This is a genomic window from Rhizobium sp. CG5, assembly GCF_023701945.1.
Lineage (GTDB): Bacteria > Pseudomonadota > Alphaproteobacteria > Rhizobiales > Rhizobiaceae > Allorhizobium.
The window spans coordinates 268,660-289,264 of the sequence record NZ_JABAEF010000008.1; the positions used below are offsets into that span (position 1 = coordinate 268,660).

Consider the following 20,605-nt stretch of genomic DNA (forward strand, 5'->3'; position numbering starts at 1 on the left):
TGTCAGCCCTTCAGAACTCCACACCGATCTGTGCCTTGATGCCGGAGCGGAACGGGTGTTTCAACAATTCCATCTCGGTGACCAGATCGGCGATCTCGATCAGTTCGTCCTTGGCATTGCGGCCAGTCAGGACGACATGGGTCATCTCGGGCTTTTCGGTTTTCAGGAACTCGACCACCTCTTCAATGTCGATATAGTCGTAACGCAGCGCGATGTTGATTTCGTCGAGCAGCACCATGGCATTGCTCTCGTCACGGATCAGCTCCTTGGCCTTGTCCCAGGCGGCTCTGGCCATCGCCACGTCGCGGGCCTTGTCCTGGGTTTCCCAGGTAAAGCCTTCGCCCATGGTGTGGAACTGGCAGAGATCGGAAAAATGCTTCAGAATCAGATCGCGCTCGCCGGTCGACATGGCGCCCTTGATGAACTGCACGACCGCGCATTTCCGGCCATGGGCGATATGGCGAAAAATCATGCCGAAGGCGGCCGAGGACTTGCCCTTGCCCTTGCCGGTGTGGACGATCACCAGGCCCTTCTCGCCCGTCTTGGTCGCCATGATCTTTTCGCGAGCGGCCTTCTTCTTGGCCATTTTTTCCGCGTGGCGGGCGAGATCCTCGGGCGATGCGCCTGTGGTATCCTCAATCATGGTGGTCCTCCAATTGCTTTTCCATATTCTGCCTGGCAAGCGCGGTTAAGTCGAACATCGCCGAATTGCTGCGGGGCGTCCACAGGCCGCGATCGATCGCCTCCTTCAACCGTTCGGCCATTTCGGTCAGCGCCGCCGGGTTCTTGTCCGCCATGAAATCGCGGACCTTGTCATCCAGAACAAAGGCCTGGTAGACCGCCTCGAAATGGTGGTCGCGCACGGCGCCTGTCGTGGCCGAGAAGGCGAACATGTAGTCGACGGTGGCGGCGATCTCGAAGGCGCCCTTGTAGCCGTGGCGCATGACGCCGTCGATCCATTTCGGATTGACGACGCGGGCGCGCACGACCCGGGCGATCTCTTCCTCGAGGCTGCGGATGACAGGCTTTTCCGGCCGGGAGTGGTCGTTGTGGTAGACGCTGGGGCGTTTGCCGGCGACATGTTCGATTGCCGCCGTCATGCCGCCTTCGAACTGGTAATAGTCGTCGCTGTCCAAGAGATCGTGTTCGCGATTGTCCTGGTTCTGCACCACGGCCTTAACAGACCGCAGCCGCTCCTCGAACAGGCCGCGCTCGGCATTTCCTTCGCTGCCGGCACCATAGGCATAGGAACCCCAGACCAGATAGGCCTCGGCCAGATCGGCGCGGTTCTGCCAGCCCTTCTCGTCGATCAGCGCCTGCAGACCGGCGCCATAGGCCCCCGGCTTGGAGCCGAAGACCCGGTAACCGGCGCGGCGGGCGGCGTCGGTGTCGCTGAGGCCCTGCTGGATCAGGCGCGCCGTCTCGACCCGCATGCGGGCGGCGATCGGGTTGTCGGCATCGTCCTCGTCCAGAGCGCCGACCGCCCGCACCGCCTTGTCGAACAAAGCGATCTGCTCGGGAAAGGCATCGCGGAAGAAGCCGGAGATCCGCAGGGTGACATCGACGCGCGGCCGGTTCAAAACCGCCTGCGGCAGGATCTCGAAGCCGGTGACGCGGCGCGAGGCCATGTCCCACAGCGGCTTGACGCCGATCAGCGCCAGGGCTTGGGCAATGTCGTCGCCGCCGGTGCGCATGTTGGAGGTGCCCCAGGCGGTGATCCCGAGCGAGGTCGGCCATTCGCCATGGTCCTGGGCATAGCGGATGACCAGCAGCTCGGCGGAATTCTTGCCCAGTTCATAGGCCGCCGGCGTCGGCACGGCGCGACTGTCGACCGAGTAGAAATTGCGGCCGGTCGGCAGCACGTCCGGGCGGCCACGGGTCGGGGCACCCGACGGGCCGGGCGCCACGAAGCAGCCGTTAAGTCCGGTCAGCAGGCCAGCGATTTCGGCGGGGCCGGAGTGAATGATCGAGGGTTTCAACCGGGTCTCGATCTCGTCGAGCACGGCACGGGCTTGGGGCCAATGGTCGGGGCATGGCACCATTCCGTCGACCAGCCTTGCTGCCAGAAGCTCGATACGCTCGACGGTATCGCCCTTGGTGCGCCAGGGGGCGTCGTCGAGAGCGGCGAGGATGGCGGGTTTCGGGCCGGTCCAGGGATCGGACATGATGCAGTCGAGGGGGTCGAAAGGGGAATCTGTGCCGGAAATACCCCCCTCTGCCCTGCCGGGCATCTCCCCCTCAAGGGGGGAGATTGGGGATGATGCCACTCGGCCATTCTCAAGGTTTGCGGCAGAGGAAGCGAGGCCAACAGCTGTTCCAGATGACGCCGGGGTCGATGACGCAGGCGGTTGCCTCGCGCCGATCTCCCCCCTTGAGGGGGAGATGCCCGGCAGGGCAGAGGGGGGTGAACGCCGAGAGGTCTCGATTGCAATACCCCCCTCTGTCGGCTTTGCCGACATCTCCCCCTCAAGGGGGGAGATTGGGGATGATGCCACTCGGCCATTCTCAAGGTTTGCGACAAAGGAAGAGAGGCCAACAGCTGTTCCAGATGACGCCGGGGTCGATGACGCGGGCGGTTGCCTCGCGCCGATCTCCCCTCTTGAGGGGGAGATGCCCGGCAGGGCAGAGGGGGGTGAACGCCGAGAGGTCTCACTTGCAATCCCCCCCTCTGTCGGCTTTGCCGACATCTCCCCCTCAAGGGGGGAGATCAGATGGAGATCCGCCGCAATCGCCCGCTGCAGGCTCTGGTCGCCGCCCTCACCCAAGGCTCGCGGCACGCGGGCCAGCGCCACCGTCAGGTCGGTCAAAAGCCGTCCCTCGGGCGCCAGGCCGAAAATGTGCAAGCCGTCGCGGATCTGCATTTCCTTGAGGTCGCAGAGATAGGCGTCGAGCTTTTCAAGCGCCGTTTCGTCGGCCTCGCCCTTTGATATGCCGGCATCCTGGTCGAGGCCGATATCGGCGATCAGATCGAGGATCTGCTTTTTCAAGAGGCGCAGCCGCCTGGGATCGCCGCCGGCCGCTTCATAATATTCGTCGACCAGCGCTTCCAGGTCCTTCAGCGGGCCATAGCTTTCGGCGCGGGTCAGCGGTGGCGTCAGGTGATCGATGATGACGGCCGCGGTGCGGCGCTTGGCCTGCGTGCCTTCGCCGGGATCGTTGACGATGAAGGGATAGAGATGCGGCAGCGGCCCGAGGATCGCTTCGGGATAACAGGTCTCGGACAGCGCCAAAGCCTTGCCCGGCAACCATTCCAGATTGCCGTGCTTGCCCATATGGATCACCGCATGGACATCCATCGTCAGCCGCAGATAGGCGTAGAAAGCGAGATAGCCGTGCGGCGGCACCAGATCCGGCGAATGATAGGTTTCCTTAGGATCGATATTGTAGCCACGGGCCGGCTGGATGCCGACGACGACATGGCCGAAGCGCGACAGCGGCAGGGCGAAGCGTCCGTCCCGAAAGAACGGATCGGTCAGGGGATCGCCCCAGCGGCTGGTGATCGCATCCTGAACCGATCTGGGAAGAGATTTGAAGAAACTCATATAATCGTTGAGCGAAAGGGTTTCGCGGATTTCCCGGCCGCGGGTCGCCGCATTGGTCGGTCCGGCCATCAGATGGTTGATCAGCGCGTCGCCATCGGCAGGCAGATCGCCGACCGCATAGCCGGCCGATTGCAGGGCCCGCAGCACCTCGACCGTGCCGGCCGGCGTATCGAGGCCGACGCCGTTGCCGAGGCGGCCGTCGCGGTTGGGGTAATTGGCGAGGATCAGCGCCACCCGGCGCTCTGGCGGTGCGGCCTGGCGCAGGCGCGCCCAGTTGGCGGCGAGCCGCGCAACAAAGGCGCAGCGGTCGGCATCCGGGGCGTGGGTGACGATATTGGCTTCGACGCGGGCATCGAAACGGGCGGCGGCCTTGAAGGAGACGGCGCGGGTCATGACGCGGCCATCGACCTCCGGCAGCGCTACATTCATGGCGAGGTCGCGGGCGGAAAGCCCCTGCGAGGACGCGGCCCAGGCCTCGCGCGTCGAACTGGAAAACAGCGCCTGCAGCACGACCGCGCCGCCTTCGTCCAGAACCGTGGACATGCGCTTGGCGCCGGGCGCCGAGACGGCAAAGCCGGTGGCATTGACCACCACGGCCGGCGGTGCCTCGGCAAAGATTGCCCGCAGCGTCTCGACGGACACGGCATCCTTGAGGCTCGAGACGAATACCGGCAGGGCGATCAGTCCCTCCGCCCGCAGTGCCTCGATCATCGCCTCGACGGGTTTCGTCTCGCCGCTTTGCACCAGGGCGCGGTAGAAGCAGAGGGCGACGATGGGGGCTGGCCTGTGTTTACCCCCCTCTGGCCTACCGGCCATCTCCCCCTCAAGGGGGGAGATCGGACGCGGGAACCACGCTGCGTCACCTCCAGAGCTGGCATTTGTTGAAAGGGTTTCTGAAGGCGCGGTGCCGGATGAAGCTGGGGACGCATGCAGCGAGTCGATCTCCCCCCTTGAGGGGGAGATGGCCGGCAGGCCAGAGGGGGGTGTCACGGTACTCCGCGACAAAGACCCAGGATAGGCCGTTTGCCCAGCTGAGAGAGGAAGACCCGAAGCGGCGGGCGCGACATCTTGCACCAGTGATGAGGGGGCCGAAGCCACAAGGCCTTTCCACTCCTCCACGCCCACCACGCCCCTGCCCGGCCACCAGATGCCGGCTTTCAGCAACGGGTCAGCGGGCTGCGGGCGGTCGCCGTGGCCGATCAGGGCGCTGGCATAGTCGGTGAAGGCGCGGGCATTGGTCTCGCCGCCCTCGATCAGATAGGCCCACAGGGCGGCGAGGTCTTCAGGAGAGACGGTCGAAAACGCGGCGAGCCCCTCATCCGGCTTGTCGTCGCCGGGCAAGACGGCGATCAAAGCGCCCGAGCGGCGGGCCGCCGCATGCAAAGCCTCCAGCGCATAGTGGAAATAGCTGGCGCCGCCCAGTGCCCGCACAGCGATCAGCCGGGCATGGCGCGCCGTGCGCTCGACATAGGTGTCGACCGACATCGGATGCTTGAGGCTCATCAGGCTTGCCAGCCGGAAGCTCGGACCCTCTGCCCGGGCGGCCACGGCTGCGGCAATCGCCGCAAGCTCGGTATCGGCCGCCGACAGGAAGACAATGTCGCCCGGCGTCTGACCAAGGTCGATCGCCTCTTCGCCATCGGCAATCGAACCTTTCTGGGCGAGCAGCAGATGCATGGATCAGACCGCCTTCTCGACCGCCCCGACCACGGCTGCAAAATCCCAGTCATGCAGGCCGATCACCACCAGGCGCGTCTCGCGCTTTTCGCCGGAGGTCCAGGGCCGGTCGAAATAGGTGTCGATGCGGCTGCCGACGGCCTGGATCACCAGCCGCATCGGCTTGCCGGGCACGTCGATGAAGCCTTTCAGGCGCAGGATGTCATGGGCCTCGATGACCGGCACCAGCCGGTCGACAAAAGCTGAGGGATCGGCGATCGAGCCGAGCTTCAGCACGAAGCTCTCGAACTCGTCGTGATCGTGATGATGGTCATGGGCCTCGCCGCTGTCGTGCAGCGCCTGATGTTCCAGCTCGTGATGGGACTTGCGGTTGTCGATATCGTCCTCGGAACCAGCACCGAGACCGAGCAGCACCATCGACGGCACCTCGCCATTGCGAGCTTCCACCATGGTCGGCTTGCGCTTGACGCGCGCTGTCACGTCGGCCCGCACGGCGGCAATGCCGGCGGCATCCAGCAGGTCGGTCTTGTTGAGCACGATCAGGTCGGCGCAGGTCAACTGGTCCTCAAACAGTTCCTCGATCGGGCTGTCATGGTCGAGGCTGTCGTCCTCGGCGCGCTGCGTCGCCACCTTGTCGTGATCGTCGGCGAACCGGCCGGCGGCCACCGCTGCACTGTCGACCACGGTAATGACGCCATCGACGGTGACGCGGGTGCGGATATCCGGCCAGTTGAAGGCATTGACCAGCGGCTGTGGCAAGGCGAGGCCCGAGGTCTCGATGACGATATGATCGGGAAGCGTGCCACGCTCCAGAAGCTTCTGCATGGTCGGGATGAAATCGTCGGCCACCGTGCAGCAGATGCAGCCATTGGTCAGTTCGATGATGTCGTCCTCGGTGCAATTGTCGGCGCCGCAGCCCTTCAGCACGTCGCCATCGACGCCGAGATCGCCGAATTCGTTGATGATCAGCGCGATCTTCTTGCCGCCGGCATTCATCAGCATGTTGCGGATGATGGTCGTCTTGCCGGCGCCGAGGAATCCGGTGATGACGGTGGCGGGGATTTTTGATTGCAGCATTGGTTCAACCCTTCATTTTCAGCGGCAAGCCGGCCGCAACGAAATAGACTTCGGTCGCCTGTTCGGCGACGATCTGGTGCAGGCGCCCGGCGTGGTCGCGAAAGGCGCGCGCCATGGCATTGTCGGGCACGATGCCGAGCCCGACTTCGTTGGACACAAGGAGGACGGTCGCTTTCAGGTCCGGCAGCAGCGCTCCCAGGGCGGCACTGTCGGCCGCCACATCGCGCTCCTCCATCATCAGATTGGTGACCCACAGCGTCAGGCAATCGACCAGCACGACGCGGCCCGGATCGTCGATGCGGGTCAGCGTGTCGGTGAGCGCCAGCGGTTCCTCATGGGTGGTCCAGCCGCGGCCAGCGCGGTCAGCCTTGTGCTGCGCGATCCGGGCGCGCATCTCGTCGTCAAAGGCGCGGCCGGTGGCGATATAGTGGCGTTCCAGCCCGGTCTCGATGGCAAGACCTTCGGCGAAACGGGATTTGCCCGAACGGGCGCCTCCCAGCACCAGGAGGCTGCGGTGTGCTGTCTGATCCATGGGTCAGTCGTCGGCGCCAGGGGCGGCGTAAAGACCGCCGTCGCGCGGCGCGAAGGCCGGCCACGGGGTCGGCTGCCATTTGCCTTCAGGGTCGGCGAGCGAATTTTCTGACGCGGCACGGCCCGTCGACGCGCCCGTCGAGCCCGTCACGACGGAATCGGCAGGCTCGGCAAAGCCGCGCGGAAACAACGCGAATGCCAGCCCGGCCAGCACAAGCACGGCCGTGGCCATGATGGTCGCTTGAACATGGGAAAGGGTCATGGCAGCGCCTCCGGTCGCGGAGAGCCTGCGCAAGCATAAGAGCCGGAATACCGGCTGCAAGAGTGGCCGGAATACCGGCCGGCGCGGGACAGTCCTGTCCCGTTGAAACGATCTGTCGCCACGCCAACCTCCGTGCAGGCAACGGGGAAAACTCCCCCAGTCTTGGGCATGTGCCCGGCACGAAAGGCAGGTCTCCTGGCTCGCAGCTTCAGGCGCTCGAACCGGTGAATGACGTCGATTGACATCAATTCGTCCGGCTCAATGCCAGCGGGTCTTTCTCGCCTTCCCGGAGTGTCTGGCTTTGCGAAAAGGTGGACGATTCGTAGATGATAGAGGCGTCCAGCCCCGGCAGATCGCTTGGCCACTCCAGTGGCTTTTCCTTTTGTGCTCGCCGCGCCCCCTGCCCGCACCATGCGGACGATCGGCAACGCGACGGTGTCAAAAGGACGAAAGACCCTCGCTGTTCTACAGTCGCGGGGTCGGCTACTTCCGGCATGCCCGGATTGGGTCCATGCCGTCGTATTCCCTTTTGCTTCCCGATCCGCATCACACGGCTGCGGGAACCATTCGTAATCTCAGAAATAGGCGCAAGGCCGCGCGAAGTCAATCAATCGCGGCGGGCGCTCACGGCTTTGGCAACGGGCATGGCTGCCCTGGCGCGTCCTTGCAGTCGGCGGTTTTGGCCGGACCGCGACCCGACAGGTCGATGGTTGCCAGCGCCCCCTCTTCGGTGTTGGTGCCGGGCGAAACGGCATTGGTCTGGGGGGCCGGCCCCGGGGCCTCGGGCACGACCTCCACACCACCATCGGCCGGGGCCGACACAGGCTCGACCGCAATCGGCGCCGGGCTTGCCGCCGAATCCGAGACGTCGGGTGACGTCACCCGTCGAACCGCCGGCCTCGCCGGCTTCGGCAGCGACGGCGTGGTCAGCGAAAAGGCATAACGCACCCGCGCCGTGATTTCTTCGGCAAGGCTCTCCTCGGCCATCAGCGGATTGTCGCTGGTGCTGTAGACGTCGAACACGCCGGTTGCGACCGTTTCGCCATTCTCCACCGAAATGGCGGAGACGCGGAAGCGCGCCTCGTTCAACCGCCGGTTCATGCCGGTGCCCACGCTGTAGTTTTCGATGCGCACGGCCAGGACGACGCGCGGCAAGGGCACTGGCCGGCGTGTCGCGTCGATCGAGGCGGAGATGCGCCGGTCGATCCCGGCAATCAGCACCGGCGAGACCCGTGCACTGGCCATGACGGAGATGTCGCGGACATCGTAGTAAAGCGGCCGTTCGATCGGGCGGCGGTTGAACACGCTGCAGGAGGCCAGCAGCACGCAGGCAACCAGCACGACGGCAGCTTGAACGGTACGGCAAAGCATGGCGATCTTCCCCGACGGCGCGATGAGCATGCCGCGAAGTTTCGCCTGTTATGGTTAGCGAAGGATTAACCGTTTAACGGTTGGCGTCACTTCACTGGGCGCAGGGCGTTGAAAAGCCGGGCCGCCGCGTCGATATCCCGATAACGCGCCACCCGGCGGGCCTGCGCTTCCGTGTCGGCGCCCCAATGCTCGTCGGTCCAGTCCTCGTCGAGATGGGCCAGCTGCCAGATCGCGTCGAGCGACAGATGCTGATCGGCAAAGGCCAGAGCCAGCATCGCCGAGCCGGTCATGGCGGTCACCACATGCAGGCTGGCCAGTTGGAACGGCGTCGCATAGCGCGACAGCGCGTGGCGGAAGGCCGCAATGGCGGCGTCCGGCTGCGCCTGGTGGACGATGCCGGCGGCCAGGATGAACCGCGCGCCGTGGGTCGCCGCCAGCCATTCCAGCACCGGGTCCCAGGCCTGCGCCTGACGATCGACCAGTTCCTGCGGCGTCTCGGCGCGGTAGCACAAAAGGTCGTTGCCGGCATAGTGGACGATATCGGCGAACACGTCGTCGGCCTGGTCGGCGATCGCGTCGATGGCGGTATTGGCCAGCCGCGTCACCGGCATGGTGGCGGGCTCGATGATCTCGCCCTGGGCGCGCCATTCGGCAGCCACCAGTTCGGCGGCTGCAGCATTCGGCAGCGTCAGGGTCTTCTTGGCCGGCGTCTTGACGCTGCGGCCATCGAGCCGCACCGAGACGCAATCGGCCTCCGGCTGCGTGCTGACCCCGGTGTAGAAGCGCTTGATCTGCGGTTTCTTCATCTGGATCTGCGCCCGGCGGACCGGATCGGCATCGCTCAGTTCGGGACCAGGATCGCTCAGGATGTCGCGCATCGACTTGTGCCTCAGTAAAGGTGGGTCAGGATATCGGCCGGGTGATCGACGATCACGTCGGCGCCGGCCGTCTGCAATTGCTGGACAGAGGCATAGCCCCAGGAAACGCCGAGCGCCCTGGCGCCGGCCGCCTTGGCCATCTGCATATCATAGATCGCATCGCCGATGACAATCGTGTCGGCGGCCTGCATGCCGGTCTCGTCGCAGCATTCGGTGACCATGGCCGGATGGGGCTTGGAGGGGCAATCGTCTGCGGTGCGCGACACGATGAAATGCGGCTTGAAGCCGTGGCCGTTCAGCACCAATTCCAGCCCGCGACGGGATTTTCCGGTCACGGCGCCGATCAGGATGTCGTCGCGCGCCGCCAGCGTCGCGATCAGGTCTGCAATGCCGTCGTAGAGGCTTTCCTCATAACCGGCCTCGGCCCGCACGGTCGGGAAGAACGACTTGTAACAGGCCGTCATCCGCACCGCTTCGTCATCGGCATGCGGCCTGCCGAGCATGCGGGCAATGGCGATGTCGAGGGTCAGGCCGATGATCGACTTGGTGCTCTCGATCGTCGGCCGGGCATGACCGAACTCGGCAAAGGTGCGCACCATCACTTCATGGATCAGGGCCGCACTGTTGACCAGCGTACCGTCGCAATCGAACAGAACAAGCTTCATTCGTCGTCCCTGCGGCCATTTTCCATGTCGAGGCCGAGAAGGTTCCAGCTCTGCACCATATGGGGCGGCAGAGGTGCTGTGATCTTCAGCCGTCCGCCATCGGGATGGGGAATGTCGATATGACGGGCATGGAGATGCAGACGCTTCTGCATGCCGCCCGGGAAATCCCAGTTATGGTCTTCGTCGGCATATTTCGGGTCGCCGATGATCGGGTGGCCGATATGCAGGGAATGGATGCGCAACTGATGGGTCCGGCCGGTATAGGGCTCCATTTCCAGCCAGGCGAGGCTCTGCGCCGCGGTTTCGAGAACGCGGTAATAGGTAATGGCATGGTCGGCGCCGTCCTCGCCGTGCCGGGCGATGCGCATGCGGTCGCCTTCGTCGGTCTGGTCCTTGACCAGCCAGGTGGAGATCTTATCCTCGTGCTTGCGCGGCACGCCCTTGACCAGCGCCCAATAGGTCTTCTTGGTGTCGCGTTCGCGAAACGCGGCTGTCAGCTTCTGGGCGGCACCGCGGGTGCGGGCCACCACCAGCACGCCCGAGGTATCGCGGTCGAGACGGTGGACCAGGCGCGGCTTTTCGCCCTTGCGGCTGGTCCAGGCTTCCAGCATCTGGTCGATGTGTCGATTGAGGCCGGAGCCGCCCTGCACGGCAAGGCCGGCCGGCTTGTTCAGCACGATGACCTTTTCGTCCTCATGCAGCAGCATGCGCGACAGCAATTCGTGGTCGCCGGCATGTTTCAGGTCATGACCGGCAATCGGGCCGCCGCCCTTGGCATCGACATCCATCGGCGGAATGCGCACCACCTGGCCGGGCTGCACGCGGGCATCGGTCTTGACGCGGCCGCCATCGACGCGCACCTGGCCGGAGCGCAGCAGCTTCTGCAGCGGGCCGAAGCCGAGGCCCGGATAGTGCACCTTGAACCAGCGGTCGAGGCGCATGCCAGCCTCGTCCTCGTTCACAGTAATATGCTCTATGCCCGCCATGATAACTCTTTCAAAATCCGCTCGGCGCCCCGCGCCTTCTGTCCAGACCTGCAGCCTCTAGAGCATTTTGGCGGCAAGGGGAAACAGGAACCGACAAAAAACGCAGCGTTAAAGGCGACAGACGTCGCAATTCGTCAGAAAAACTGCCGTCCCAGCGCCAATCCGGCGATCACAGCCGCAATCGACAGGGTGACGCTGCCAACCACGTAGATCAGTGCCGAGGTGGATGCACCGCGCTCGATGAGCGAAATCGCATCGAGCGAGAAGGCGGAAAACGTGGTGAAACCGCCCAGAAAGCCGGTGATCAACAGCAGGCGCAGTTCCGGCGAGGCCGAAAACTTGCCCGCCACCATTTCGGCAAACAGGCCGATCACGAATGATCCCACGATATTGACGATGAAGGTGCCCCAGGGCAAGGCCGGACCTAACGTCCTGATGGCCCAGACGCCCACGGCATAGCGCGCAACGGATCCGACCGCGCCACCGGCGGCGACAAGAAGCATATGGTTCATGGCTTTAGTCCTTAGCCGAAATCTCAATCAGCGCCAAGGCCGGACCGGAGCGAATTAGCGCGTCGTCAAGACTTGATGGCCTTGATGAATTCTCCAATGAACACATCCAGTGCTGCCCAGTCGGTGAACTCGTGATCGTGGCCGACATCGGTCGGCGCGCCTTCGCGCTCGGCCATGCGCTTCATCATCCAGCGCTTGAAGAAGTCGTATTCGGTAAAGCGCAGCGCGCCGGCGGCGTGATGCACCTCACCCGGCATCCAGCCCGACTGGGCCATCAGGGCGTCGGGAAAATGCAGCGCCTCTTCGCGTTCCGCCGGATCGTCGCTGCGGATGAACAGCGACACCGAGACGAAAGCGTTCGGCACCGAAGAGAGCCAGTCCTTTTCCCGCTCGACGAAATCCACAAACGGCGCCGGATAGCGCCCGGCATGGATCGGCGCACAGAGAATGGCGGCATCGGGACGCTCCAGCGCATATTCTGCCATGGAGGCGACATTGAACAGGGCAGCCCGCTCGCCCCCTTTCTCGATCTCAGCCGCGACATGCTCGGCAATCTTGCGCGTCTGGCCCTCGATACTCGTATAGGCAACAAGAATGGTCATGAATGTCTCCTCCTCGACGCGGGTCTTTCCTTAAGGCCTCTGGCATTGCCGTGTACCGGCCCGCGCCCTCGCCCCAAGCTCGAACAAATCCGGACCTTTGGCAAGCCGGATAGCCCGTCCATTGGTCGACTGCGGCATTGTGAACAATCGCTAAAAATTGAGTCAAAATGAAAAGCGCAATTTAGAAGTGCGTCCATTCCTTCGGTGTACATTAGCGTCATGACAATGGACTGGTGATCCACATGACTCAGGTACTGACCGTTTCTGCGACGACTGCCGGCTATGCGAGCGACTTGCTGAAGCCGCAACTGAAAAACGTGCGCGAGAGTATCGTTGCGCAGGAAACGCGCATTATCGCCGAGAAGGCCTCGCGGAGTGAAGACTTCTCGCTGCGTGCCGTTGTCAACGTGATCCAGCCGCCAGCGCTGGCGCTTTATTTCCTGACCGCCAGCCAGCAGCATAACCAGCAGGCGACCCTGCAGCAAACGCTCGAAGCCTATCGCAACTCAGCCGCCTAACTCCTCCCCGGACGTAAGAACGCCGGGACTGCCCATGGGGCGGTCCCGGCGTTTTTTGATAGGCGCCTCTTCGTCGACTGGCCTTACTTGCCCTTGGCAGGGCCGATCGGCAGGACGAGATCGACCGTTCCGGCCTTCTCGAAGGTCAGCTTGACGTCGACCGTTTCGCCTTCGACGAAGGGCTTTTTGACGTCCATGAACATCAGATGCAGGCCGCCCGGCTTGAGTTCGACCATGGCGCCGGCCGGCACCGGAATGCCATCGTTCAGCTGGCGCATCTTCATCACGTCGTTCTGCATGACCATTTCATGCAGTTCCACACGACCAGCGGACGGAGATTCGACCGCGATCAAACGATCGTCGGTCGAGCCTTCGTTGTGGATGGTGACAAAACCGCCACCGACCGGCTGGCCCGGCAGCATGGCCTTGGTGAAGCCGCCCGAGAGTTCCAGATCGCCAATCTTGCCCGTAGAAGCATCTGTCGGCGCTGCGGCAGCAGCGCCGTGATCACCGTGGGCGCCATGACCGGCATGGGCGTCGGCTGCTGCGGCTTGTCCGTGGCCGGCATGGGCATCATGACCGCTCGAGGTCGCGGCGATCTTCAATACCGGCGCCGGGCTCTTCAGGGAATGCGGATCTGTCCCGGCCGGGGCGATTTCGTCCCAGGAAACTTTGCCGTCGGTGCCGCACAGTTGCGTGGTGACGAAGGGCAGGTCGGAGCCGCCTTCGATGCCCGACACTTTGCCATAGACCGTAAACGTATCGTAAAATGCGTCCGGCAGGTCGCCGTTCTTCCAGCGGATCTCGACCGCACCCGAGGTGATCGCCTTGCCGTGATTGTCGTAGCTCTTCTTGTAGTCGCCGGTGATCACTTCCAGATCCCAGCCCGCCTTCGGCATCGGCTTGGCGCTGATAAAGCCCTCGGGCAGCTTGATCTGCACTTCATTGGTGGCCTTGCCGTCGCAACCGTGCGGCACCTGCAGGACGGCGGCGACATAACCCTCGGGCTCGACCTCGCCATTGGCAAAACTGGCATGGGCGAGAGCCGCGGTTGCGGCAGACGAGGCAAGCAGCGAGACGGCTGCGAATTTCAAAAGGGTTTTCATGGTGTTTTCTCCTGACCAGGCCCATGCGGCGCATGTCCTGACCTGCCGATCGACGGCGGATCTTAGGGATTATTTTTCGACGAAGATCAGGAGATCGACGGTGGTCCACGTGACCGGGGATGGTCGACGGCCAGCGCGACTGGAATTTCAGACGCGGTCGCAGCGCTATTTTGCAGGCTTGCGAAGGAGGACAGCAGCCAGCCATTGGGATCCGGCGTCGGCAGCAGAGCCGTGGACGACAGCATGCAGGCTTCGCAGAACTGGTTGATCAGCGGATGCTTTGTGCCGGCCTCGCTGATGCACAGATCGGCATAGCTGCCGTCCGGCAATTGCAGCGACACGGTCTCGAATGCGGCGGCCATGACCTGCGGCGGCTTGTGGGCGAAGGCCAGCGACAGGAGCGCGACCGCACAGAGCGTGCGCAGCATTCCCGACCAAACCGTGTTGACAGCCCGCATGAAACTCCTCCGCCCGGCGTTCTCGTGCATAGACGCAATCGATCCGAAAATCAAAGCCCCGTTGGCTCTCGCAACCGACAATGATGCGGGTGAAGCCTCCGCACTTTGTCGCAGGGCAAACGGGACGGCGCTTTGGCCTGTCCTGTGCCTTGCGACAAAAAATTGCTTTCTAACGACACTTGCCTCTTGCCAAGCCGGGGGTGAGCCCGATAATGGCAGCCAACCTTGTCGGGAGAAACCGGTTCACTCCGGTGCCGAAGGAGCAACCGCCCCGGAAACTCTCAGGCAAAAGGACCACAAGGTGTCGACAAGACTCTGGAGAGAGGTCTTTCCTGCCATGGAAAGGCCGCGCCGAAGGGATAACAATCTCAGGCAAACGGACAGAGGGGGCTCATGAACCGGGCGTAACCGCGCCCAAAACTGAGCCCGCGCGTCAGCGCAAAAACCGGAGGCGTTTCGTGAACGACAGTTCCTCGAACGACACCCCTGCCCTGAAGAAAACACCCCTTCACGACCTTCATCTGTCGCTCGGTGCCCGCATGGTGCCGTTTGCCGGCTATGACATGCCGGTGCAATATCCGCTCGGCGTGCTGAAGGAACATCTGCAGACCCGCGAAAAAGCCGGGCTGTTCGACGTCTCCCACATGGGCCAGGTGATCATCCGGCCGAAATCCGGTGATATCAAAGACGCCGCCCTGGCGCTCGAAAGCCTGGTGCCGGTGGATATTCTCGGCCTCAAGCAGGGCCGGCAGCGCTACGGCTTCTTTACCCATGAGGATGGCGGCATTCTTGACGACCTGATGATTACGAACCGCGGCCACCACCTGTTCGTGGTCGTCAATGCTTCCTGCAAGGAGGCCGATCTCGCCCATCTGCAGGCGCATCTGTCCGAGACTTGCGAGATCGAGCTTCTCGACGACCGGGCGCTTCTGGCGCTGCAGGGACCAAAGGCGGAGCAGGTGCTCGCCGAACTCTGGGCCGGCATCGGGCAGATGAAGTTCATGGATGTGCGCGACATCGCCCTGCACGATGTCGACTGTATCGTGTCGCGGTCCGGCTATTCCGGCGAGGACGGTTTTGAAATCTCGGTTCCGGCCGATCGCGCCGAGGAGATCGCCAAGGCACTGCTCGGCCATCCCGACTGCGAGGCGATCGGCCTTGGCGCCCGCGATTCGCTGCGGCTCGAGGCCGGGCTCTGCCTTTACGGCAACGACATCGACACGACGACGACGCCGGTCGAGGCCGGTCTCGAATGGGCGATCCAGAAGGCGCGCCGCACTGATGGTGCCCGCGCCGGCGGCTTTCCGGGTGCGGCCCGCATCCTGTCGGAACTCGATGAGGGTGCCAGCCGCCGCCGCGTAGGCTTAAAGCCCGACGGCAAGGCGCCGGTGCGCGCCCATGCGCCGCTCTTTGCCGATGAGCAGGGCACGCAGCCGATCGGCGAAGTCACCTCCGGCGGCTTCGGCCCCTCCGTCGAAGGCCCCGTCGCCATGGGCTATGTGCCTACGGCTCTGTCTGCGCCGGGCACCTCCGTCTTTGCCGAGGTCCGCGGCAAGTTTCTGCCGATGACCGTCACCGCCCTTCCCTTCATCACGCCGACCTACAAGCGCTAAGCGGCGATGGCGGGCGTGCTGGGTATGGTCTGCCCCTCATCCGCCTGCCGGCACCTTCTCCCCGCATGCGGGGAGAAGGGACAAGCCGCAGCGCCGACACTCCCTCGCCCCGCTTGCGGGGAGAGGGTGGGGTGAGGGGCAGAGCCAAGACGCAATTCATTCGAAATTCCCAGACATCCACCGAGAGGAACACACAAATGCTGAAATTTACCGCCGAACATGAATGGCTGAAGATCGAAGGCGATATCGCCACTGTCGGCATCACGACCCATGCCAGCGAGCAGCTGGGCGACCTGGTCTTTGTCGAACTGCCGGAGGTCGGCGCGACATTTGCGAAAGCCGACAATGCGGCAACCGTCGAGTCGGTCAAGGCGGCCTCGGATGTCTATTGCCCGCTCGACGGCGAGATCACGGAAGTGAACCCCGCCATCGTCGACGATCCGGCACTGGTCAATTCCGATCCGCAGGGTGCCGGCTGGTTCTTTAAGCTGAAGCTTAAGAACGTCGCCGATGCCGATGCATTGCTTGATGAATCCGCCTACAAAGAGCTGATCGCATGAATACGCCCACCGAATTCCAGTTCACCGATTACCAGCCCTACGACTTTGCCAATCGCCGCCATATCGGCCCTTCGCCGACTGAGATGGACGAGATGCTGAAGGTCATCGGCTATAACAGCCTTGACGCGCTGGTCGATGCGACCGTGCCGGGCTCGATCCGCCAGACCACGCCGCTGGTCTGGGGGGCCGCGATGACCGAGCGCGAGGCGCTCGACGCGATGCGCGAGACGGCCAACAAGAACAAGGTCCTGACCTCGCTGATCGGTCAGGGCTATTACGGCACCATCACGCCGCCGGTCATCCAGCGCAATATCCTGGAAAACCCGGCCTGGTACACGGCCTATACGCCCTACCAGCCGGAGATTTCGCAAGGCCGGCTGGAAGCGCTTTTGAACTTCCAGACGATGATCACCGACCTGACCGGCCTCGACGTCGCCAATGCCTCGCTGCTGGATGAGGCGACCGCTGCTGCCGAAGCCATGGCCATGGCCGAGCGCGTTGCGAAATCCAAGGCAAAGGCCTTCTTCGTCGACGAGAACTGCCATCCGCAAACCATCGCCGTGATCCAGACCCGCGCCGCACCGCTTGGCTGGACAGTGATCGTCGGCAATCCGTTCACCGATCTCGATCCGGTCGACGTGTTCGGGGCGATCTTCCAGTATCCGGGCACCCATGGCCATGTCAGCGATTTCACCGGCCTGATTGCCCGGCTGCACCAGACCGGCGCGATCGCCACGCTGGCCGCCGATCCGCTGGCGCTGACGCTGTTGACCTCGCCCGGCGACATGGGCGCCGACATTGCCATCGGCTCGACCCAGCGCTTCGGCGTGCCGGTCGGCTATGGCGGGCCGCATGCCGCCTATATGGCCGTCAAGGATGCCTACAAGCGCTCGATGCCCGGCCGTCTCGTCGGCGTCTCGGTCGATGCGCGCGGCAACCGCGCCTATCGCCTGTCGCTGCAGACCCGCGAACAGCATATCCGTCGCGAAAAGGCGACGTCCAACATCTGCACCGCGCAGGTGCTGCTGGCCGTGATGGCCTCGATGTATGCCGTGTTCCATGGGCCGAAGGGCCTGAAGGCGATTGCCCAGCAGGTGCACCAGAAGACCGTTCTCTTGGTCAAGGGCCTGGAAAAGCTCGGCCTTGTCGTCGAGCCAAAGACCTTCTTCGACACGGTGACGCTGGATGTCGGCCATATGCAGGGCCTGATCCTGCGGGCCGCCGTTGCCGAAGGCGTCAACCTGCGCCGCGTCGGCACCACGAAGATCGGCATCAGCCTTGACGAGCGGACCCGCCCGGCGACGCTGGAAGCGGTGTGGCGGGCCTTTGGCGGCGATTTCCAGGTTTCTGACTTCGACCCGGACTACCGCCTGCCGCAGGACCTGCTGCGCAAGAGCGACTATCTGACCCATCCGATCTTCCACATGAACCGCGCCGAAAGCGAGATGACCCGCTATATCCGCCGGCTCTCCGACCGGGATCTGGCGCTCGACCGCTCGATGATCCCGCTCGGCTCCTGCACGATGAAACTGAATGCGACAGCGGAAATGCTGCCGATCACCTGGCCGGAATTCGCCGATATCCATCCGTTCGCCCCTCAAGACCAGGCGCTCGGCTACAAGCAGATGATCGACGACCTCTCGGAAAAGCTCTGCCAGGTCACCGGCTATGACGCCATTTCCATGCAGCCGAATTCCGGTGCGCAAGGGGAATATGCGGGGCTGCTGACCATCCGCAACTATCACTTGTCGCGTGGCGATACCCATCGCACCGTCTGCCTGATCCCGACCTCGGCGCATGGCACCAATCCGGCCTCGGCGCAGATGGCCGGCATGACGGTCATTCCGGTCAAAGCCCGCGACAATGGCGACGTCGATCTCGACGATTTCCGCGCCAAGGCGGAAGCGCATGCGGCCAATCTCTCCTGCTGCATGATCACCTATCCCTCGACGCACGGCGTGTTCGAGGAGACGGTCAAGGAGATCTGCGAGATCGTCCATGCCCATGGCGGCCAGGTCTATCTCGACGGCGCCAACATGAATGCCATGGTCGGCCTGTCGCGGCCGGGCGATATCGGCTCGGATGTCAGCCATCTCAACCTGCACAAGACCTTCTGCATCCCGCATGGCGGCGGTGGTCCCGGCATGGGGCCGATCGGCGTCAAGGCGCATCTGGCGACCCACCTGCCCGGCCATCCGGCGACCGACGGCCGGCCCGGCGCGGTGTCGGCAGCGCCTTACGGGTCGCCGTCGATCCTGCCGATTTCCTGGTCCTATTGCCTGATGATGGGCGGCGAAGGCCTGACCCAGGCGACCAAGGTGGCGATCCTCAACGCCAACTATATCGCCGCCCGGCTAAAAGGCGCCTATGACGTGCTCTACACCTCCAAAGCCGGACGGGTGGCACACGAGTGCATCATCGACACCCGTCCGCTGGTCGAAAGCTCCGGCGTCACGGTCGACGATGTCGCCAAGCGGCTGATCGATTGCGGCTTCCACGCCCCGACCATGAGCTGGCCGGTGGCCGGCACGTTGATGATCGAGCCGACGGAATCGGAAACCAAGGCCGAGCTCGACCGCTTCTGCGCGGCGATGCTGGCGATCCGCGCCGAAGCACAGGCGATCGAGGACGGTACGATGCACCGCACCGACAATCCGCTGAAGAATGCCCCGCATACGGTGGAAGACCTGGTCGGCGAATGGAACCGGCCCTATAGCCGCGAACAGGCCTGCTTCCCGCCCGGCGCCTTCCGGGTCGACAAATACTGGTCGCCGGTCAACCGCGTCGACAATGTCTACGGCGACCGCAACCTCGTCTGCACCTGCCCGCCGATGAGCGACTATGCTGAAGCCGCCGAGTAAGGCCACCCGTCCTTCTCCCCGCTCGCGGGGAGAAGGTGCCCGAAGGGCGGATGAGGGGCGATCTTGGACGGGAGGGGTTTGGTGTTTGAGGCTATGGGGATGTCGGGTTTGGGGCTACCCACTTACATCCGTGGTCGACGGGTCGCTTCGACGCAGATGCCCTCGCTGACTGTGGGCCTTCCCCACCTCAGAAAACGATCATCCTTCAGTCTCCGGCACGCTCTGCTCAGGAAGAGACAATACCTCTCCAAGGAAAAGGTAGACGTTCAAAAATAGCGCGAATGCCTCGGCGGCATCTACATCGTTATGAACACCTGTTGAAACTCTATCGAACAAGTTTTTCAGATTTTGACGCAATCGTGTTCTTCGAGATTCGCTATCTGTTCGTTGTGCAATGTAGGCATTCAATCGGTTTTGATGTTTAGACGCATCAAGAGATATTTGATTTCCACCTATCTCATATGTCCCTGCCTTTGGCGGGAATATTGCGTCAGCCAATGCTTCTAAGATACGTCTACAGGTAGTTAGCGCCTGACTAACAGCTTCACTATCGCCCTCCTTGAGGCGCGCGACAACCGAGGGCATCTTTATCAAAATTGCGCCTGCTTTTTCGGCGATTAGGATATCGACCGAGCGTTTGTAAGTTTCAAATGTGTCCGCTGCCACATTCGCGAACTGCCGCTCATAATAAATGCCGGATATAAAAGTATGAAGTAATCCCAGAACGCGTGACCGCACTCCTGTAAGCGCCGCTATCCGACCTCCCATCGAAGCATGCGCAGTCCTCGTGTCATTGGTAACACGGAAGGCCCAATCTCCTTCTACGCTAGTTATTTTTGTAGCATCGATGCGCGCCTTCAATATTTCTATTGTACTCTCGTGAACTGCTAAGGGCTCCCAATAGCCTTTCTTCTCTTTGAAGTCGGTCCACCTACCAGTGAGGTTCATATAGCGCAGCGAAACCTCCGCCGTGCCATTGTAACCCTGCATTTCATACCCCAACCATTCTCGGATTTCGTCCGAGCCAGTAAGTCTCGCTAGACGGTTGCACTTGAGCAATAGCTTGTCAGATGCCAGACGGTCTAGTTCGATGTCATCGAGCAATTCCCGGCTTAGCTCAAGGATATGCTCATTCTCAGTCAGGTTCACCATAAACTGTATGTCGCTTAATTAGTCGCACATCGACACACCATAGCACGTAACTTAAGCAAAGCGACTGTCTCGAAATCACTGCGTTCGTTCATCGCCGGGTTATTTCGATCGTCACTCGATAAACCACAGCTTCGGGAAACGGCAGTTGGAACCTTTAACGTCCGATAAGAAGGCGCAAAGCAGCCATCGGACACTCGCGCCATAAAGCCCCCCACCCCCCAACAAAATCAACCC

The 20,605-nt window shown here is 62.9% G+C and carries 18 protein-coding genes and 2 riboswitches; of the genes, 4 read left to right on the forward strand and 14 right to left on the reverse strand.

Annotated features, from left to right (window positions below):
* Nucleotides 1–10: 10 nt before the first annotated feature.
* From cobO to HGO38_RS15695, 11 genes are all read right to left on the reverse strand, one after another.
* Entirely contained in the window at nt 11–643 is a 633-nt protein-coding gene (gene cobO / locus HGO38_RS15645) for a cob(I)yrinic acid a,c-diamide adenosyltransferase (protein WP_250956822.1), read from the reverse strand.
* Nucleotides 636–5,219, reverse strand: coding sequence for a cobaltochelatase subunit CobN (locus HGO38_RS15650; RefSeq protein ID WP_250956823.1), 4,584 nt, complete (start codon nt 5,217–5,219; stop codon nt 636–638). The genes cobO and HGO38_RS15650 overlap by 8 nt, the downstream gene beginning before the upstream one ends.
* 3 nt (nt 5,220–5,222) lie before the next feature.
* On the reverse strand, nt 5,223–6,296 hold the full coding sequence (cobW, locus tag HGO38_RS15655) for a cobalamin biosynthesis protein CobW (protein WP_250956824.1): 1,074 nt from the start codon (nt 6,294–6,296) through the stop codon (nt 5,223–5,225).
* Between the two features lie 4 nt (nt 6,297–6,300).
* Entirely contained in the window at nt 6,301–6,828 is a 528-nt protein-coding gene (gene cobU, locus HGO38_RS15660) for a bifunctional adenosylcobinamide kinase/adenosylcobinamide-phosphate guanylyltransferase (protein ID WP_250956825.1), read from the reverse strand.
* 3 nt (nt 6,829–6,831) lie between these two features.
* Nucleotides 6,832–7,089: a hypothetical protein gene (locus HGO38_RS15665; RefSeq protein ID WP_250956826.1), complete on the reverse strand. Its 258-nt coding sequence runs from the start codon at nt 7,087–7,089 to the stop codon at nt 6,832–6,834.
* 168 nt (nt 7,090–7,257) lie between these two features.
* Nucleotides 7,258–7,672: riboswitch (cobalamin riboswitch) on the reverse strand.
* A gap of 41 nt (nt 7,673–7,713) precedes the next feature.
* Entirely contained in the window at nt 7,714–8,460 is a 747-nt protein-coding gene (locus HGO38_RS15670; protein WP_250956827.1) for a hypothetical protein, read from the reverse strand.
* An 86-nt stretch (nt 8,461–8,546) separates the two neighbouring features.
* Nucleotides 8,547–9,338, reverse strand: coding sequence for an ATP12 family chaperone protein (locus HGO38_RS15675; protein WP_250956828.1), 792 nt, complete (start codon nt 9,336–9,338; stop codon nt 8,547–8,549).
* Between the two features lie 11 nt (nt 9,339–9,349).
* A complete protein-coding gene (locus HGO38_RS15680; RefSeq protein WP_250956829.1) occupies nt 9,350–10,003 on the reverse strand; it encodes an HAD-IA family hydrolase in 654 nt (217 codons plus the stop codon).
* Nucleotides 10,000–10,989 (reverse strand): RluA family pseudouridine synthase, encoded by a 990-nt coding sequence (locus tag HGO38_RS15685; RefSeq protein WP_250956830.1) that lies wholly within the window; start codon nt 10,987–10,989, stop codon nt 10,000–10,002. Before HGO38_RS15685 ends, HGO38_RS15680 begins: the two co-directional genes overlap by 4 nt.
* A gap of 134 nt (nt 10,990–11,123) precedes the next feature.
* Nucleotides 11,124–11,501 carry a fluoride efflux transporter CrcB gene (crcB, locus tag HGO38_RS15690; protein ID WP_250956831.1) on the reverse strand — a complete coding sequence of 126 codons (378 nt, stop codon included), beginning with the start codon at nt 11,499–11,501 and terminating at the stop codon, nt 11,124–11,126.
* Nucleotides 11,502–11,566: 65 nt separating this feature from the next.
* Nucleotides 11,567–12,103 carry a flavodoxin domain-containing protein gene (locus HGO38_RS15695; protein WP_250956832.1) on the reverse strand — a complete coding sequence of 179 codons (537 nt, stop codon included), beginning with the start codon at nt 12,101–12,103 and terminating at the stop codon, nt 11,567–11,569.
* Between the two features lie 242 nt (nt 12,104–12,345).
* On the opposite strand from HGO38_RS15695, the gene HGO38_RS15700 reads away from it, so the two are divergent.
* The gene (locus HGO38_RS15700; RefSeq protein ID WP_250956833.1) at nt 12,346–12,621 is read left to right on the forward strand and encodes a hypothetical protein; all 276 of its coding nucleotides are present in this window, start codon (nt 12,346–12,348) and stop codon (nt 12,619–12,621) included.
* Nucleotides 12,622–12,704: 83 nt separating this feature from the next.
* Here the strand turns inward: HGO38_RS15700 and HGO38_RS15705 are convergent, their stop codons facing one another.
* Together HGO38_RS15705 and HGO38_RS15710 are read right to left on the reverse strand one after the other, a co-directional pair.
* On the reverse strand, nt 12,705–13,727 hold the full coding sequence (locus HGO38_RS15705) for a copper chaperone PCu(A)C domain-containing protein (RefSeq protein WP_250956834.1): 1,023 nt from the start codon (nt 13,725–13,727) through the stop codon (nt 12,705–12,707).
* 86 nt (nt 13,728–13,813) lie between these two features.
* Entirely contained in the window at nt 13,814–14,185 is a 372-nt protein-coding gene (locus HGO38_RS15710) for a hypothetical protein (RefSeq protein ID WP_250956835.1), read from the reverse strand.
* Nucleotides 14,186–14,404: 219 nt separating this feature from the next.
* Nucleotides 14,405–14,491, forward strand: a riboswitch (glycine riboswitch).
* 152 nt (nt 14,492–14,643) lie between these two features.
* Between HGO38_RS15710 and gcvT the strand changes: the two genes are divergently transcribed.
* From gcvT to gcvP, 3 genes are all read left to right on the forward strand, one after another.
* A complete protein-coding gene (gene gcvT / locus HGO38_RS15715) occupies nt 14,644–15,798 on the forward strand; it encodes a glycine cleavage system aminomethyltransferase GcvT (RefSeq protein ID WP_250956836.1) in 1,155 nt (384 codons plus the stop codon).
* A 197-nt stretch (nt 15,799–15,995) separates the two neighbouring features.
* Entirely contained in the window at nt 15,996–16,358 is a 363-nt protein-coding gene (gcvH, locus tag HGO38_RS15720) for a glycine cleavage system protein GcvH (RefSeq protein ID WP_250956837.1), read from the forward strand.
* Nucleotides 16,355–19,219 carry an aminomethyl-transferring glycine dehydrogenase gene (gene gcvP, locus HGO38_RS15725; RefSeq protein WP_250956838.1) on the forward strand — a complete coding sequence of 955 codons (2,865 nt, stop codon included), beginning with the start codon at nt 16,355–16,357 and terminating at the stop codon, nt 19,217–19,219. Before gcvH ends, gcvP begins: the two co-directional genes overlap by 4 nt.
* 198 nt (nt 19,220–19,417) lie before the next feature.
* Here the strand turns inward: gcvP and HGO38_RS15730 are convergent, their stop codons facing one another.
* Nucleotides 19,418–20,371, reverse strand: a complete 954-nt coding sequence (locus HGO38_RS15730) for an AbiTii domain-containing protein (protein WP_250956839.1) — start codon at nt 20,369–20,371, stop codon at nt 19,418–19,420.
* Between the last annotated feature and the right edge of the window lie 234 nt (nt 20,372–20,605).